16 protein-coding genes are annotated in these 13,504 nt (G+C 73.7%); 12 read left to right on the top strand and 4 right to left on the bottom strand.

Features of this window, described 5'->3' with window-relative positions; genetic code table 11:
- Window positions 1-10: 10 nt before the first annotated feature.
- The 7 genes from J2S41_RS15245 (at window position 11) to J2S41_RS15215 (ending at window position 7,860) form a co-directional block, all read left to right on the top strand.
- Complete coding sequence (locus tag J2S41_RS15245; protein ID WP_310368282.1) at window positions 11-1,114, top strand: Gfo/Idh/MocA family protein; 1,104 nt, start codon at window positions 11-13, stop codon at window positions 1,112-1,114.
- Entirely contained in the window at window positions 1,111-2,022 is a 912-nt protein-coding gene (locus J2S41_RS15240; RefSeq protein ID WP_310368281.1) for a DUF6807 domain-containing protein, read from the top strand. The genes J2S41_RS15245 and J2S41_RS15240 overlap by 4 nt, the downstream gene beginning before the upstream one ends.
- Complete coding sequence (locus J2S41_RS15235) at window positions 2,019-2,738, top strand: cupin domain-containing protein (protein WP_310368279.1); 720 nt, start codon at window positions 2,019-2,021, stop codon at window positions 2,736-2,738. Before J2S41_RS15240 ends, J2S41_RS15235 begins: the two co-directional genes overlap by 4 nt.
- Complete coding sequence (locus J2S41_RS15230) at window positions 2,735-4,012, top strand: Gfo/Idh/MocA family protein (protein ID WP_310368277.1); 1,278 nt, start codon at window positions 2,735-2,737, stop codon at window positions 4,010-4,012. Before J2S41_RS15235 ends, J2S41_RS15230 begins: the two co-directional genes overlap by 4 nt.
- A gap of 5 nt (window positions 4,013-4,017) precedes the next feature.
- A complete protein-coding gene (locus J2S41_RS15225; protein ID WP_310368276.1) occupies window positions 4,018-5,526 on the top strand; it encodes a cation:proton antiporter in 1,509 nt (502 codons plus the stop codon).
- A 32-nt stretch (window positions 5,527-5,558) separates the two neighbouring features.
- Complete coding sequence (locus tag J2S41_RS15220; protein WP_310368274.1) at window positions 5,559-5,888, top strand: PadR family transcriptional regulator; 330 nt, start codon at window positions 5,559-5,561, stop codon at window positions 5,886-5,888.
- Window positions 5,889-5,958: 70 nt separating this feature from the next.
- Window positions 5,959-7,860, top strand: a complete 1,902-nt coding sequence (locus tag J2S41_RS15215) for a hypothetical protein (protein WP_310368272.1) — start codon at window positions 5,959-5,961, stop codon at window positions 7,858-7,860.
- Between the two features lie 36 nt (window positions 7,861-7,896).
- Here the strand turns inward: J2S41_RS15215 and J2S41_RS15210 are convergent, their stop codons facing one another.
- A complete protein-coding gene (locus J2S41_RS15210; RefSeq protein WP_310368270.1) occupies window positions 7,897-8,310 on the bottom strand; it encodes a PPOX class F420-dependent oxidoreductase in 414 nt (137 codons plus the stop codon).
- 201 nt (window positions 8,311-8,511) lie between these two features.
- Here J2S41_RS15210 and J2S41_RS15205 point away from each other — a divergent pair, with 201 nt between their 5' ends.
- The 5 genes from J2S41_RS15205 to J2S41_RS15185 all read left to right on the top strand — a co-directional run bounded on the left by J2S41_RS15205 (window position 8,512) and on the right by J2S41_RS15185 (window position 12,296).
- Complete coding sequence (locus J2S41_RS15205) at window positions 8,512-8,832, top strand: STAS domain-containing protein (RefSeq protein ID WP_310368269.1); 321 nt, start codon at window positions 8,512-8,514, stop codon at window positions 8,830-8,832.
- 16 nt (window positions 8,833-8,848) lie between these two features.
- Complete coding sequence (locus tag J2S41_RS15200) at window positions 8,849-9,475, top strand: STAS domain-containing protein (RefSeq protein ID WP_310368267.1); 627 nt, start codon at window positions 8,849-8,851, stop codon at window positions 9,473-9,475.
- Between the two features lie 172 nt (window positions 9,476-9,647).
- Window positions 9,648-10,328, top strand: coding sequence for a response regulator transcription factor (locus tag J2S41_RS15195; RefSeq protein WP_310368264.1), 681 nt, complete (start codon window positions 9,648-9,650; stop codon window positions 10,326-10,328).
- 70 nt (window positions 10,329-10,398) lie between these two features.
- Window positions 10,399-11,763, top strand: coding sequence for an ATP-binding protein (locus J2S41_RS15190; protein WP_310368262.1), 1,365 nt, complete (start codon window positions 10,399-10,401; stop codon window positions 11,761-11,763).
- On the top strand, window positions 11,760-12,296 hold the full coding sequence (locus J2S41_RS15185) for a GerMN domain-containing protein (RefSeq protein ID WP_310368260.1): 537 nt from the start codon (window positions 11,760-11,762) through the stop codon (window positions 12,294-12,296). Before J2S41_RS15190 ends, J2S41_RS15185 begins: the two co-directional genes overlap by 4 nt.
- Window positions 12,297-12,300: 4 nt before the next feature.
- Here the strand turns inward: J2S41_RS15185 and J2S41_RS15180 are convergent, their stop codons facing one another.
- The 3 genes from J2S41_RS15180 to J2S41_RS15170 are packed head-to-tail and all read right to left on the bottom strand — an operon-like array spanning window position 12,301 to window position 13,501.
- Window positions 12,301-12,705, bottom strand: coding sequence for a VOC family protein (locus J2S41_RS15180; RefSeq protein ID WP_310368259.1), 405 nt, complete (start codon window positions 12,703-12,705; stop codon window positions 12,301-12,303).
- Window positions 12,702-13,175, bottom strand: a complete 474-nt coding sequence (locus J2S41_RS15175) for an SRPBCC domain-containing protein (protein ID WP_310368257.1) — start codon at window positions 13,173-13,175, stop codon at window positions 12,702-12,704. The genes J2S41_RS15180 and J2S41_RS15175 overlap by 4 nt, the downstream gene beginning before the upstream one ends.
- Window positions 13,172-13,501 carry an ArsR/SmtB family transcription factor gene (locus J2S41_RS15170; RefSeq protein ID WP_310368255.1) on the bottom strand — a complete coding sequence of 110 codons (330 nt, stop codon included), beginning with the start codon at window positions 13,499-13,501 and terminating at the stop codon, window positions 13,172-13,174. Before J2S41_RS15170 ends, J2S41_RS15175 begins: the two co-directional genes overlap by 4 nt.
- Window positions 13,502-13,504: the final 3 nt, after the last annotated feature.

The following is a 13,504-nucleotide window of genomic DNA, read 5'->3' as shown; positions in this document are numbered from 1 at the left end:
GGAGCGTGGAATGACCCAGACCCCCTACCGCGCGGCCATCGTCGGCACCGGCGCGATCGCCGCCGCCCACGCCCAGGCGCTGCGCGCGCACCCGAACCGGGCGACGCTCACCGCGGTCGTCGACCTCGACGCGGACCGGGCCGGCGCGTTCGCGGCCGCGTGGCAGGCGCCCACCGTCGCCCCGAGCCTCACCGAGCTGCTGGCGAGCCACGACGTCGACCTCGTACACCTGTGCACGCCGCCGTCCACCCACGCGCCGCTGGCGATCGAGTGCCTGCGCGCCGGCGCGAACGTGCTCGTGGAGAAGCCGCCCACCCTCTCACTGTCCGAACTGGACGACATCGCGCGCGTCTCCGAGGAGACCGGAAGGCACGTGGCCACCGTCTTCCAGCACCGCTTCGGCGCCGGTGCGGTCCGGCTGCGCGGGCTGGCCGTGGCCGGGCACCTCGGCCGGTCGCTGCTGGCCACCTGCGACACGCTGTGGTTCCGCGACGACGCCTACTTCGCCGCGCCGTGGCGCGGCCGGTGGGAGACCGAGGGCGGCGGCCCGACCATGGGGCACGGCATCCACCAGTTCGACCTGCTGCTGTCCGTCCTCGGCCCGTGGCAGCAGGTCACCGCGGTCGCCGGCCGGCAGGCCCGCCACCAGGTGCACACCGAGGACGTGTCGATGGCGCTGGTGACCTTCGCGGACGGCACGCTCGCCTCCGTGGTCAACTCCGTGGTCTCGCCCCGCCAGGTGTCCGCGCTGCGCTTCGACTTCGAGCGTGCCACGGTCGAGCTGTCGCACCTGTACGGCTACACCGACGACCACTGGTCCATCACCCCCGCGCCCGGCTGCGGCGACGTCAAGGGCCGCTGGTACGCGGACTGGAGCGCGACCGAGTCCGGCCATGCCGGGCAACTGACCGCCGTGCTGGACGCGCTCGACGCGGGCACCGCACCGCCGGTCACGCTCGCCGACACGCGCCGGACCATGGAGTTCGTCGCCGCGCTCTACCGGTCCGCGTTCACCGGCGCGCCGGTGCGCAGCGGCGACATCGGCCCGGACGATCCGTTCTTCCGCCGGATGAACGGCGTCGACGCCCCCTGGGAAGGAGTCCGTGCGGCATGACGCTCGAGGTCGATCACAAGCTCGACCGGGAGGTCACGGTCAGCGCCGGCGACCTGCCGATCGCCACCTACGTCTACCGGCCGGACACCGTGCGACTGGAGTCGCCGAAGCCGTACCTGCACCCGCTGCGCACGCTCGCCGGCGACCTGGTCACGCTGTTCCGCCCGCACGACCACGTGTGGCACAAGGGAATCGCCTGGTCGCTGCCGCACCTGGGGGAGCACAACTTCTGGGGCGGGCCGACCTATGTGCACGGCCAGTTCTACGTGCAGCGGGAGAACAACGGCAGCGCGCTGCACCGCCGGATGACCTCGCTGACCGCGGACGGCGACACGGCCGCGCTCACCCACGAACTCGACTGGCGCTCCCAGCAGGGCGACCCCGTGGTGGACGAGACGCGCGCCCTCACCTTCTCGCTGATCGACGGGTCGAGCTGGGCGCTGCGCTTCGAGACCCGGATGACCAACGTCTCCGGTGCCACGCTCCACATCGGATCGCCGACCACCAAGGGCCGGGAGAACGCGGGCTACGGCGGCCTGTTCTGGCGCGGGCCACGCAGCTTCACCAACGGCATCGCGCAATCCCCGGACGGCATCGGCGCGGACGACCTGCGCGGCACGCGCGCGGAATGGTTCGCCTACCGCGGCAAGCACGACGAGACCGGCCGCGCGTCCACGATCGTGATGGTCGACGACACCCGCAACCCGCGGCACCCGCCGCAGTGGTTCACCCGCAGCGAGCAGTTCGCCTGCCTCTGCCCGGCGCCGTTCTTCAGCGAGGAATTGCCGTTCGAGGCCGGCGGCACGCTCACGTTCCGCTACGCGGTGGTCATCGCGTCCGGCGACCACGGCGACGAGGGTACGCACAAGCTCGCCGACCGGGGTCGCACCCTGCTGGGGACGCCATGACGTTCCCCGGCGGCACCTCGGTCAGCCGACTCGCCGTCTACACCGGACTGTGCGTGGACGGTTTCGCCGGCGGCACACCGCACCTGCACACCGTCTCCACCGAGGCGTACGTGGTGACCGGCGGCACCGGCGCGCTGCAGACGCTGGACGCCTCCGGCTTCCGCGAGACGCCGCTGCGGGCCGGCTCGCTGGTCTGGTTCACGCCCGGCGTCATCCACCGCGCGATCAACCACGGCGACCTCGAGGTGCTGGTCGTCATGTCGAACGCGGGCCTGCCCGAGGCGGGCGACGCGGTGATGACGTTCCCGCCGGACGTGCTGGCCACGCCCGAGTCCTACCGCGCCGCCGCGGTGCTGACCGCCGAGACCGACGCCGCGGTCGCGTACCGCCGGGATCTCGCGGTCGAGGGTTTCCTGGCCCTCCGGACGGCCACGCTGAGCGGCGATCCGGCGCCGCTGCACGCCTTCTACGCCGCCGCCGCGCGGCTGGTGCGCGACCGGGTCCCGCGGTGGCGGGAGATCTGGGAGAGCACGGTCGCGGCCCAGGCCGGCCGGACCGCCGGCATGCTGGCCGCCCTCGAGGCCGGGGACGCCACCCACCTGCGCGAGGGCGGCGTGCTGGCCGCGCCGCCGAGCGAGACCGCCGGCTGGGGCATGTGCGGCCGGCTCCGCACCCACGACGTCCGCAATCCCGAGAACCCCGGAGGCGCTCGATGACCCGCCGCTACGCCATCGCCGGACTGGGGCATCGCGCCCAGATGTACGTGGACGCGCTGCTCGGCGACTGGAGCGACACCGGCACCATCGCCGCGTTCCTGGACACCAACCGCACCCGGATGGACTACCACAACTCGCGGCTGCCCTCGCCCGTACCCACGTATGGTCCCGAGGGTCTCGGCGAGATGCTCAGCGGCGCCGACGCGCTGATCGTGACCAGCGTGGACGCCACCCACGCGGACTACGTGGTCGCCGCGCTCGACGCCGGGCTGGACGTGGTCTGCGAGAAGCCGCTGACCGTGGACGAGGAGGGCTGCGCGCGCATCGCGGCCGCGGCCGAGCGGTCCCGCGGCAACCTGGTCGTCACGTTCAACTACCGCTACTCGCCGCGCAACTCCGCGGTGCGCGAGCTGATCGCCTCCGGCCGGATCGGCGACGTCACCGCCGTGCACTTCGAGTGGGCGCTGGACACCGCGCACGGCGCCGACTACTTCCGCCGCTGGCACCGCGACCGGTCCCGCTCCGGCGGCCTGCTCGTGCACAAGTCCACCCACCACTTCGACCTGATCAACTGGTGGATCGCCAGCCACCCGGAGCTGGTCTTCGCGCAGACCGCGCTGCGGTTCTACGGCGCCGCGGGCGCGGGCGCCGCGGCGGGCCGGCCGGCGCGGGCCAAGGGCGCGCCCGGGCTCGGCACCGACCCGTTCCTGCTGGACGCCGCCGCCGACCCGCGGCTCAAGGCGCTCTACCTGGACGCGGAGCACGAGGACGGCTACCTGCGCGACCAGGACGTGTTCGCGCCCGGCGTGAGCATCGACGACACCATGTCCGTGCTCATCCGGTACGCCGGCCGCGCGCTGGTCACCTACTCGCTCACCGCGTACAGCCCGTTCGAGGGCTACCGGGTCGCGTTCACCGGCACCCGCGGCCGGATCGAGCTGGAGGTCGGCGAGCGCGCCTGGACGCCGGTCAACGCGGCCATCGACCCGAGCGCCGGCCTGCACGCGGCCGACTCGTCCTGGGAGCGGCTGACCGTGCAGGAGCAGTGGGGCAAGCGCGAGGAGGTGCCGATCATCCGCGGTGAGGGCGGTCACGGCGGCGGCGATCGGCTGCTGCTCGACGACGTGTTCCGCGGGCCGTCCGGCGATCCGCTGGCACGTCAGGCCGGGTACCGCGACGGCATCCGCAGCGTGCTCACCGGCGTCGCGGCGAACAGGTCGGCCGCGTCCGGCGCGCCGATCACGCTCACCGACGAGGGGACGCGTCTAGCCTGAGCGCCGTGAACGGCGTACAACTCCTGCTCATCGCCGGCGCGGGGATCGCGATCGCCGCGGTCGCCCGGCGCAAGGGTCTCGAACCCGGCATGTTCATCGTGATCCTCGCGGCGGCGGCCTCGTTCGTCCCCGGCATGCCGCGACTGGAACTGGAGAGCGAGGTCATCCTCGCGATCGTGGTGCCACCGCTGCTCTACTCCGCGGCGCGCGGCGCCTCGTTCTCCGGCTTCCGCCGCCACCTGCGGCCGATCGTCTCGCTCGGCGTGATCCTGGTGGTGCTCACCGCGGGCGCGCTCGGGCTGATCGCCGGGTGGCTGCTGCCGTCGATCGGCGCCGCCGCGTTCGTGCTCGGCGCGGTCCTGGCGCCGCCGGACACGATCACCACGGTCTCGCACGGCGAGGAGATCGGCCTGCCGGAGCGCGCCACCTCCGTCCTCACCGGCGAGAGCCTGGTCAACGACGCGACCGCGCTCACGCTGTTCAGCATCGCGGTCGCGGCCGTGAACGGCGAGCATGCGACGTTCGCCGGCGGTGTGCAGGAGTTCGCGCGGTCCGCGTTCCTCGGCGTCGCGATCGGCGCGCTGCTGTCGGCCGCGACGCTGCTGATCCGCCGCTGGCTGCGCCACGCCACGCTGGAGACCGCGCTGGTGCTGCTGCTGCCGTTCACCGCGTTCCTGGCGGCGGAGGCGGCGCACGTGTCCGGCATCCTCGCGGTCGTCGCCGCGTCGTTCCTGGTCAGCGTGAACCTCTCGCTCGACCCGAACCACGAGTACCCGGGCGCGTACCGGGCCCGGGTGCGGGAGAACGAGGTCTGGCCGGTGCTGGACTTCCTGCTGGAGACGTTCGTCTTCGCCTACATCGGACTGCAACTGCGTTTCGTGCTGGAGGATCTGGCCGAGTCCGAGGAGCCGGGCCTGAGCCGGACGCTGCTGGCCGGCGGCGTGCTGCTGGTGGCCGCGATCGTGCTCCGGCTGGCCGGCGTGTACGGGCTGTTCGGCCGCTGGATGCTGCGGGCCCGGATGACGTCCCGGCGGCTGGAGCGGGACCCGGCGTACCGGGCCGCGTTCGAGCGCCGCTACTCCGGCCGCCGGGCGCGCCCGCTGGACCCGCCCACCCAGCGCGAGACGCTGCTGGTCGGCTGGACCGGCATGCGCGGCATCCTGACGCTCGCCGCCGCGGCCGCGATCCCGGAGACCACCGCGTCCGGCGCGCCGTTCCCGGGCCGGGACGCGATCCAGGCGATCGCGCTGATCGTCACGCTGGGCACGCTGGTCATCCAGGGCACCACGGTGGGCGCGCTGGCCCGCGCGCTCACCTTCGACCTGGCGGGGGAGCGGGCCGCGCGGGAGGCGGCGCGCGCCGCCGGCCGCGCGCTCCTGGCGGGTCGCGACTTCGATGACCAGCGCATGGCGGTACGGATCGCCATGCGCGACGGGACGCTGTCCGAGGAGGTGGCCCGGGAGCTGATCGACGAGATCGACCTGCGGCAGGCGGCCGGGTCGACCCCTATGTAGAGAAACTAGCGAGGGTCGGCTAGCGTGACGCCATGCCCACACCTGTGCGTGTCACCACGGCCGTGTCGACGGTGCTGGCCGCGTTCCTCGAAGACCCGGAGGCCGACCGGTACGGGTTGGACCTGATGCGGGCCAGCGGCCACCCGAGCGGCACGCTCTACCCCATCCTGCTGCGCCTGCAGAAGGCCGGCTGGGTCCAGACCCACTGGGAGGAGATCGACCCGGCCGTGGCCGGCCGCCCCGCGCGCCGCTACTACCGCCTCACCCCGGACGGCCTGATCCAGGCACGCACCGAGCTCGCCGCGCTCCAGGCCCAGCTCAGCCGCGCCCTCGGCGGCCAGACCAAGGCGCAGACGGCATGAGCGGACCTGCCAGCGAATCATCGGCTCAGCGCCGACCACGGCGGTACCGCGGCGGGCAGGGAGGTCCGGCATGAAGTCCCTCACCAGGTGGTGTCTGCGGCGGGCGGCGGCGCGCTGGCCGGAGGACGTGCGCGCGGAGATGGAGCGCGAGTGGCTGGCGGAGCTGGCCGCGCTGGAGGCCGAGCCGGGCACCGCGATGGCGCGGCTGCGCTACGCGGTGAGCCTGTTCGCCTCGCGTCCGGAGCGCGGCTGGGGCGAGTCGTTCCTGCCGCTCACGCCGGTGTTCGCGCTGCTGGTGACCGCGCTGGCCACGCTCGGCGTCGACCAGCTCGCCGACATGCTGGTGATGCTGACGCTGCGGCTGACCGGCCCGGAGTACCGTCTCGACTGGGAGTGGCCGATCGCGATCGCGCAGGCCGTGCTCACGCTGCTGTGGTGCGTGGCGGCCGGGCGCTGGGTCGGCCGCCGGTGGCCGATGCGCGGCGCCGCCCGGTTCGCCGCGCCGTTCGTGCTCGCGCCCGTACCGGCGCTGCCGTTCTTCTACGACACCGACCCGGTCTTCATGGCGGGCGTGGTGCTCGGCGTGCTGGTCTGGGCGGCCGCCGCCGGCGCGCTGCTGCTGGCCGCGGTCCGCACCCGCGGCGTGATCCGGGCGCTGCTGGTCGTGCTCGGCGCACCGCTGGCGGGCCTGCTGGCCGGCGTGACCGGGACGGTGCCGGTGGCGCTCACCACGGAGGCGGGATGGCGGTCGAGCGCGGCGTCGCTGCTGATCGGCACGCCGCCGGCGGAGTTCACCGTGATCATCGACCTGACCAGCCGGCCGTTCTCCTACCTGGGGCCGTGGGCGCTGCTCATGGCCGGGTTCACCGCGCTCGCGCTCGCCTACGGGCTCGCGCCGGCCGTGCCGCGCACGGCACGGGCCGCCCCGGCCGAGGAGGTGGACGCCGCGCACGGCACGCCCGTGATCGCGATCGGCGCCGGGTGCGCCGCCGTGGGCGTGGTCGCCTGGGCGTACACGCTGGCGATCCTCACGCCCGGGATGGCCGAGGTGGCGGCCGCCGCGCCGATCGTCATCGACGGTGAGCTGATGATGTGGACGTCCGAGCTGCGGATCACGTCGATCCTGCTGACCGCGCTCGGCCTGCTGATCGCCACCGCGGACCGGCGGTACCCGGCCGCGGCCGCACTGGTGGCCGGCGGCGGGCTGCTGGCGGCGAACGCCGCGCTGTACCGGATGCAATTGACCGGCGTGGCCGGGTTGCGGATCGCGCTGCTGCTGGGTGCCGTCGCGATCGTCGCGGGCTGGGCGGTCGCGGGCCGCGCCCGGAACTGGCCGGCCCGCCGGTACGTCGTCGTGGGCGTGTTCACCGCGGCCGTGGCGATGCCGATGGTGCTGTTGCAGGGCGCGTCCGGCATCAACCATCCGTACCTGCCGCTCGGCCTGAAGGTGACCACGGTCGGACTGGCGGTCGCCGGGGTGCTGCTCGCCGCGGTCCCGGCCGTGGTGTACGCCCGCCGCCGGGTACCGGTGCCGGCCGCGATCGCGCTGATCGGGCTGCCGGTCGTGGTGACCGTGGTGGCGGCCGCGATCCCGGCCGGCACCGAGGAGCACGCCACCGGCAGTGGCGCGGCCGGTGCCGCGCTGGGGCTGCCGCTGGCGGTCGTGACGATGGCGCTGATGCGCCGGCACCGGTCGCGCGCCCGCGGCCGGACCGCCGCGCTGTGGGCCGCGTTCACGGTGGCCGCGCTGCCCGCCGCCGTGGTGATCCTCGTTATCGGGACGCTGCTGTTCAGCTTCGTGCCGACCGCACTGTTCGCGATCGAGGGGGGCGGCTACTCGCACGACGGCCTCTCGTCCGTCCCCGGCGTGGCCGCGCTGATCCTGCCGATCGCGGTGGCGCTCGCCGTCCGGGTGGACGGCGAGTCGCCGGTCGTCGCCGGTCCGCGGTGGAGTCCGGAGGTCGCGGCCTGAGCTCCCGGGGCGCCGGTCGCCGGCGCCCCGGGTCGGTCAGGTGCGGACCGTGACCGTGCCGTTCTCGACGCCGACGAAGCCGGTCGGCCGGATCGTCATGATCACGCGCACGTCGGCGTCCGGGATCGGGTAGACGTTGCCGTACCGCTGCTGGAGCGATGCGTAGAACGACGCCTCCGCGTCGTCGTCCTCGATCTTCTCCACCACGCCGCGCACCTCGAGGAACCGGTACTCGTCCTGCGGGTCCAGGATCGACAGCGCGACCCGTGGCTCCCGCTCCAGGTTGCGGAACTTCTGCCGCGTCTTGGTGTGGGTCATCCGGATGACCTCGCCGTCCCAGGCGAACCACATGACGCTCGACTGCGGCGACCCGTCCGGCCGGATGGTGGCCAGGTGCGCGAAGACCGGGCGATCCAGCAGATCGGCGTGACTTTGGGGAACACTAGACATGGCGACGATCCTGCCACAGATTAGTTGCACGCGCATCATATCGGCGCACGCGGAGCGTTGGCCGGCGGTGGCAAACCGCCCGCGCCCACGCCGGACGTGGGACGATCGTGATCTGAGCGCCGAGGAAGGATCGTCACGGAACTGACACATCGCAGCCGGTGGTCCGTCAAAAGCTCCGGGCAGCCTGACGGAAGTGGAGTCGTGGCGACCGGGAGGCCGGACATGCAGCTGGGGCAGGCCGCCCTGATCGAGCTGACGATCGCCCACGAGTTGGTGCGCCAACGGCTCCCGGCGGTCCGGCTACTGATCGAGCAGGCCCTGGCCCGGCGTCCCGCCCGGCTCGTGCTCGATCTGGCCGAGTGCCCGACGATCGACGCCTCGGGGATAGAACTGCTGCTCAGTACGCATCGGCGACTCTGGCGCAGCGAAGGACGGCTGGCACTGCGCCGGCCCACGGCGCGGGTGCTGCGCCTGTTGGAGATCTCCCACGCGACCAAGGTGCTGGAGATCGACGCGAGCTGACGATGGGTGGTTTGCCATGACCGCGGTGCCCGGGCAGGTGGCCAACATGATCGACCTCATCTGCGACCGCTGCGGGAACGTGCTCAGCTGCCGCGCCGATCACCTGCGCGACCTCGAGGTGGTCTGGCCGCTGCTCACCGACCAGGGGTGGGCCGGCTCGCCGTTCGCCACCGGGCAGCACACCTGCCCGGGATGCGTGGTCGGCCAGCTGCGGGAGTCGCGGTCGGCGGCCGCCGCGGCCTGGCCGGTGCGCAAGCACATCCCGCGCAGCGTCGAGCTGCGCCACGATCCGCACGCCGCGATCGTCGAGGTGCGCGGCGACATCGACCGGCTGCTGGTCTCCACCATGCAGGCCGCGCTCGGCCGCGCGGCGGCGCTGCACCGCAACATCGCGCTCGACATGTCCGCGGTGCAACTGGTCGACCCGATCGGGCTCGGCGTGCTGGTCCGCGGGCACGTCCGCGCCCGCAAGCGCGGCGGTCACCTCTGCCTGGCCGCGCCCAGCCGGTTCGTGCTGACCGTGCTGCACACCATGCGCCTGGACGACGCGCTGCCCGTCTTCGACGACCTGCCGTCCGCGTTGACCTGGCTGGCCGCGCACCCGCCGGCGCCGCGCCAGGCGCCGGCCCAGCGCTCGTCCTGACGGCGGCGCTCGTCATGAAACCGTCACCTGTCCGGGAAGCCGTTGCCATGAACCACCCGAAAGATGATCATGCCGTCGGTCCCGCGGCTCGACTCATCCCCCCAGACGGGAGCCGTGGGGCCGGCGGGTGCCACCGCGGTGGGCACGCGGAGGTCCGGGCATGATGGGGGGCATGTCGGGCGTACTGGTGATCGAGGACGACGACCGCATCCGCCTGTCGCTGGTGATGGCGCTGGAGGACGAGGGGTACGACGCCAGGGGCGCCGCGACCGCGGAGGAGGGGCTGGCCGCGCAGCGCACGCGGGCGGCCGACACCGTGCTGGTCGACCTGATGCTGCCGGGCATCGACGGCTTCGAGTGCATTCGGCAGCTGCGGCGAGTGGACGACGTGCCGATCGTGGTGGTCAGCGCGCGCGACGACACGCACGACATCGTGGCGGCGCTGGAGGCGGGCGCGGACGACTACGTGGTCAAGCCGGTCGCGATCAAGGAGCTGTCCGCGCGGCTGCGCGCGCTGCGGCGGCGGGCCCGGCCGGTCGCGCTCGATCCCGTACCGGTGCTGACGTTCGGTGATCTTCAAATCGTGCCGGAGGCCGGGGAGGTGCGCGTCGGCGGCGCCACCGTGCCGGTCACCCGCACCGAGTTCCAGCTGCTCTGCGAGCTGTCCGAGCACGCCGGCCGGGTGCTGTCCCGGCAGCAGCTGCTGCAGCGGGTGTGGGGCTACGACGGCGGTGACGAGCGGCTGGTCGACGTGCACATCGGCCGGCTGCGCGCCAAGATCGAGAAGGACTCCGGCGCGCCGCGTCACCTGGTCACCGTGCGCGGGCTCGGATACAAACTCCTCGTGTCATGAGCGAGCCCGCGGCCGGGTCGCCGGCGGGGTCCGTCCGGCCGGGAAAGCCCGACGTGCCGGCGGAGCCGGGATGAGGTTTCTCGACCGGGCCGGGCTGCGGGCGCGGGTCACGACCGGGTTCGCGGCCGGCGCGCTCGTGCTGTCGCTGGTGATGGCGTTCGTCTCGTACCAGTTGGTGCGCCGATCGCTGATCACCGAGCGGGAGAACACGGCGGTCCGCGCGGCCTACTACGACGCGGCGATCGTGGAGGCGGGCGTGAACAACACCCCCACCCCCGACATCGGTACGGTCCTGCGCTCGCTCGACACCGGTGACAGCCGCCGCGCCGTCCTCCAGCTCGACGGCCAGTGGCACGCCCGCAGCGCCGACCTCGGCCTGACCGCCGCGATCCCCGCCGAGCTCCAGCGGCACGCGGCCACGGGCCGGGTCGGCGTGCAGCGGGTGCGCGCCGGCGGCGGCCCCGCGCTGGTCGTGGCCGTGCCGCTGCGCGGCGGCGCGGTCTTCTACGAGATCGACGCCATGGACGAGCTGGACCGCACGCTGCGGCTGCTGGCGCTGATCCTGACCGTGGTCGCGCTCGGCACGGCCGGCACCGGCGCGCTGATCGGCTGGAACGCCACCCGGTACGTGCTGCGCCCGCTCACCCGGGTGGCGAACGCGGCGCAGGAGATCACGGCCGGCCGGCACTTCGCCCGGCTGGACCCGGCCGCGGAGCCGGACCTGGCGCGGCTGACCACCTCGTTCAACCTGATGGTCGACCAGCTCTCCGCGCGGATGGAGCGGGACCGCCGGTTCGCCGCGGACGTCAGCCACGAGCTGCGCTCCCCGCTGCAGACGCTGGCCGCGGCCGCGAGCGTGCTGGACCGGCGGCGCGACTCGCTCGACGACCGTACCGCGCTGGCGGCCGGCCTGGTGGTCGCGGAGGTGGACCGGTTCCAGCGGCTGGTCGACGACCTGCTGGAGCTGGCCCGCACGGACCGGCCCGCGGACCGCCGCGAGGTGGACGTGGCGGAGCTGGCCCGGCAGGCCTGCCGCGACCACGGCTTCGACCCGGGCATCGTGACGGTGGTGGCGGGCCCGGTGATCTGGTCGGTGGACCGGCGGCGCATCCGGCAGCTGCTGGACAACCTGCTGGACAACGCGGCCGGGTACGGCGGCGGCGCCACCGAGGTGCGGCTCACGGCCGGGCCGGAGCGCTGCCGGATCGAGGTGGACGACGAGGGCCCCGGCGTCAGCCCGGAGGACAAGCCGCTGATCTGGGACCGGTTCGTCCGCGGCCGGGCGCAGAGCTCGTCGCGCGCGGACGGTGGCGGCACCGGGCTCGGCCTCGCGCTGGTCGCCCAGCACGCGGCCGCCCACCACGGCACCGCGGAGGTGCTGGACCGACCCGGCGGCGGTGCTCGCTTCCGGATCGACCTGCCGGAGTGCCTGTGAGACGCCTGGCGCTGGTGCTGCCGCTGCTGCTGGCCGGCTGCGGCATCCCGCTCGACGACGCCCCGCGCGAGCCGGACGACCCGCGGCCGTACCGGTCCGGCACGCCCACCGCGCCCGGCGTCGGCTCCGCGGTGGAGCGCCTCTGCCTGATCAAGGACAGCCGGATCGCCCGCATCCAGCGCCGGCTGCCGACCGGCCGCAACGCCGCGGAGCAGCTCGCCGACCTGTTCGCCGGGCCGAACGCGAAGGAGCAGGCGGACGGCTACACCAGTGCGCTCACCGGCTCGGCGATCACGCCGCGGCTGACGCTGGACGGCGCGGCCGCCACCGTCGAGATCGGCGACTGGACCGCGTACAACCGCAGCGACGAGGTGCTCGCCTTCGGCCAGGTGGTCTGCACGCTCACCAGCCGCCCGGAGATCGGCACGGTCACCTTCACCAGCGGCGGCGAGCCGATCAGCGTGCCACGCGCGGACCTGTCCCTCTCCGACGGCCCGCTCACGCTCGTCGACTACGACGAGCTGATCGACTAACCGGTCAGCCGCGGGAGGAGATCTGCTGGACGGCCCAGGAGTTGCCGTCCGGATCGCTGAAGAAGACGAAGCCGACGTTGTCCAGGGGGTCGGGCACCGGGCGCGGATTCTCGCCGACCGTCTGCACGCCGGTGCACTCCACGCCGCGTGCGACCAGCTCCGCGTGGGCCTTGCGGATGTCCGGGACGACGAGCTGCAGGCCCTTGAGCGAGCCGGGCGGCATCTCCGGCACCGGACCGTGACCGATCACGATGGAGCAGCCGGAGCCGGGCGGCGTGAGCTGGATCAGGCGGCCGGTCCCGAGGTCGGTGTCGTGGTCGACGTGGAAGCCGAGCCGGTCCGCGTAGAACTCCTTGGCCCGGTCCAGGTCGGACACGGGGACGATGACGACTTCGAGCGTCCAGTTCACGGGTGTTCTCCCAACAGGGTGTCGAGTCTGGCGTAGCCCTCGCCGAGGCCGCGCGCCATCGGATAGGCCAGGACCCGGTCCCGGCCCGCCGGCGTCGCGTACCGCAGCGTGGTGGTGAGCAGCGTTCCGGCGCCGTCGGCGCGGAACACATGGAAGATCAAGGTCTCGCCGGGGTACGACTGGTCGTCGAACCGCTCCGTGCAGCTCAGCCGGTGCGGCCGCTCGACCCCGGTGTAGACGCCGCGCTGCGTCATCCGCGCGCCGCGCGGGCCCTCGGAGACGAACCGCCACGCGCCGCCGGCGCGCAGGTCCACGTCGCACTCGACGAGCCGCCAGCCGCGTGCGCCGTACCACCGGACGAGCAGCTCCGGCCGGGTCCACGCGTCGAAGACCCGCGCGGGCGGGGCCGCGAACGCGCGCGTCGTCACGAGCTCCCGGTCGCCGCGCGCGACCACCTCCACGCCGGTCACGGCTCGTCCGTCAGTTCCCTCAGCAGCGCGTCGAGGCGCTGGTAGGACTCCTCCCAGTAATCGCGGTAGTTCTCCAGCCAGTCGACCGCCATCTTCAGCGGACGCGCCTCCAGCCGGCAGGGGGCGCGACGGGTGCCCGGGTCGCGCGAGACCAGTCCGGCGCGCTCCAGCACCCGCAGATGCTTGGAGATCGCCGGCTGGGTCATCACGAACGGCGCGGCCAGCTCCGTGACCGTGGCCTCGCCGGCGGCCAGCCGGGTGAGTATCGCGCGGCGCGTGGGATCGGCCAGCGCCGCGAACGTGGTGTCGAGCTCCGTCTCATTCATAAC

Origin of the sequence: Catenuloplanes atrovinosus (genome assembly GCF_031458235.1) — a bacterium.
GTDB lineage: Bacteria > Actinomycetota > Actinomycetes > Mycobacteriales > Micromonosporaceae > Catenuloplanes > Catenuloplanes atrovinosus.
This window is presented reverse-complemented; position numbering and strand designations above follow the sequence as displayed.

What these genes read in the sequence shown, in the direction of transcription:
- J2S41_RS15245 (WP_310368282.1), top strand. Translation starts at nt 11, where the DNA reads ATGACCCAGACCCCCTACCGCGCGGCCATCGTCGGCACCGGCGCGATC.
- J2S41_RS15240 (WP_310368281.1), top strand. Translation starts at nt 1,111, where the DNA reads ATGACGCTCGAGGTCGATCACAAGCTCGACCGGGAGGTCACGGTCAGC.
- J2S41_RS15235 (WP_310368279.1), top strand. Translation starts at nt 2,019, where the DNA reads ATGACGTTCCCCGGCGGCACCTCGGTCAGCCGACTCGCCGTCTACACC.
- J2S41_RS15230 (WP_310368277.1), top strand. Translation starts at nt 2,735, where the DNA reads ATGACCCGCCGCTACGCCATCGCCGGACTGGGGCATCGCGCCCAGATG.
- J2S41_RS15220 (WP_310368274.1), top strand. Translation starts at nt 5,559, where the DNA reads ATGCCCACACCTGTGCGTGTCACCACGGCCGTGTCGACGGTGCTGGCC.
- J2S41_RS15215 (WP_310368272.1), top strand. Translation starts at nt 5,959, where the DNA reads ATGAAGTCCCTCACCAGGTGGTGTCTGCGGCGGGCGGCGGCGCGCTGG.
- J2S41_RS15210 (WP_310368270.1), bottom strand. Translation starts at nt 8,310, where the DNA reads ATGTCTAGTGTTCCCCAAAGTCACGCCGATCTGCTGGATCGCCCGGTC.
- J2S41_RS15200 (WP_310368267.1), top strand. Translation starts at nt 8,849, where the DNA reads ATGACCGCGGTGCCCGGGCAGGTGGCCAACATGATCGACCTCATCTGC.
- J2S41_RS15195 (WP_310368264.1), top strand. Translation starts at nt 9,648, where the DNA reads ATGTCGGGCGTACTGGTGATCGAGGACGACGACCGCATCCGCCTGTCG.
- J2S41_RS15190 (WP_310368262.1), top strand. Translation starts at nt 10,399, where the DNA reads ATGAGGTTTCTCGACCGGGCCGGGCTGCGGGCGCGGGTCACGACCGGG.
- J2S41_RS15170 (WP_310368255.1), bottom strand. Translation starts at nt 13,501, where the DNA reads ATGAATGAGACGGAGCTCGACACCACGTTCGCGGCGCTGGCCGATCCC.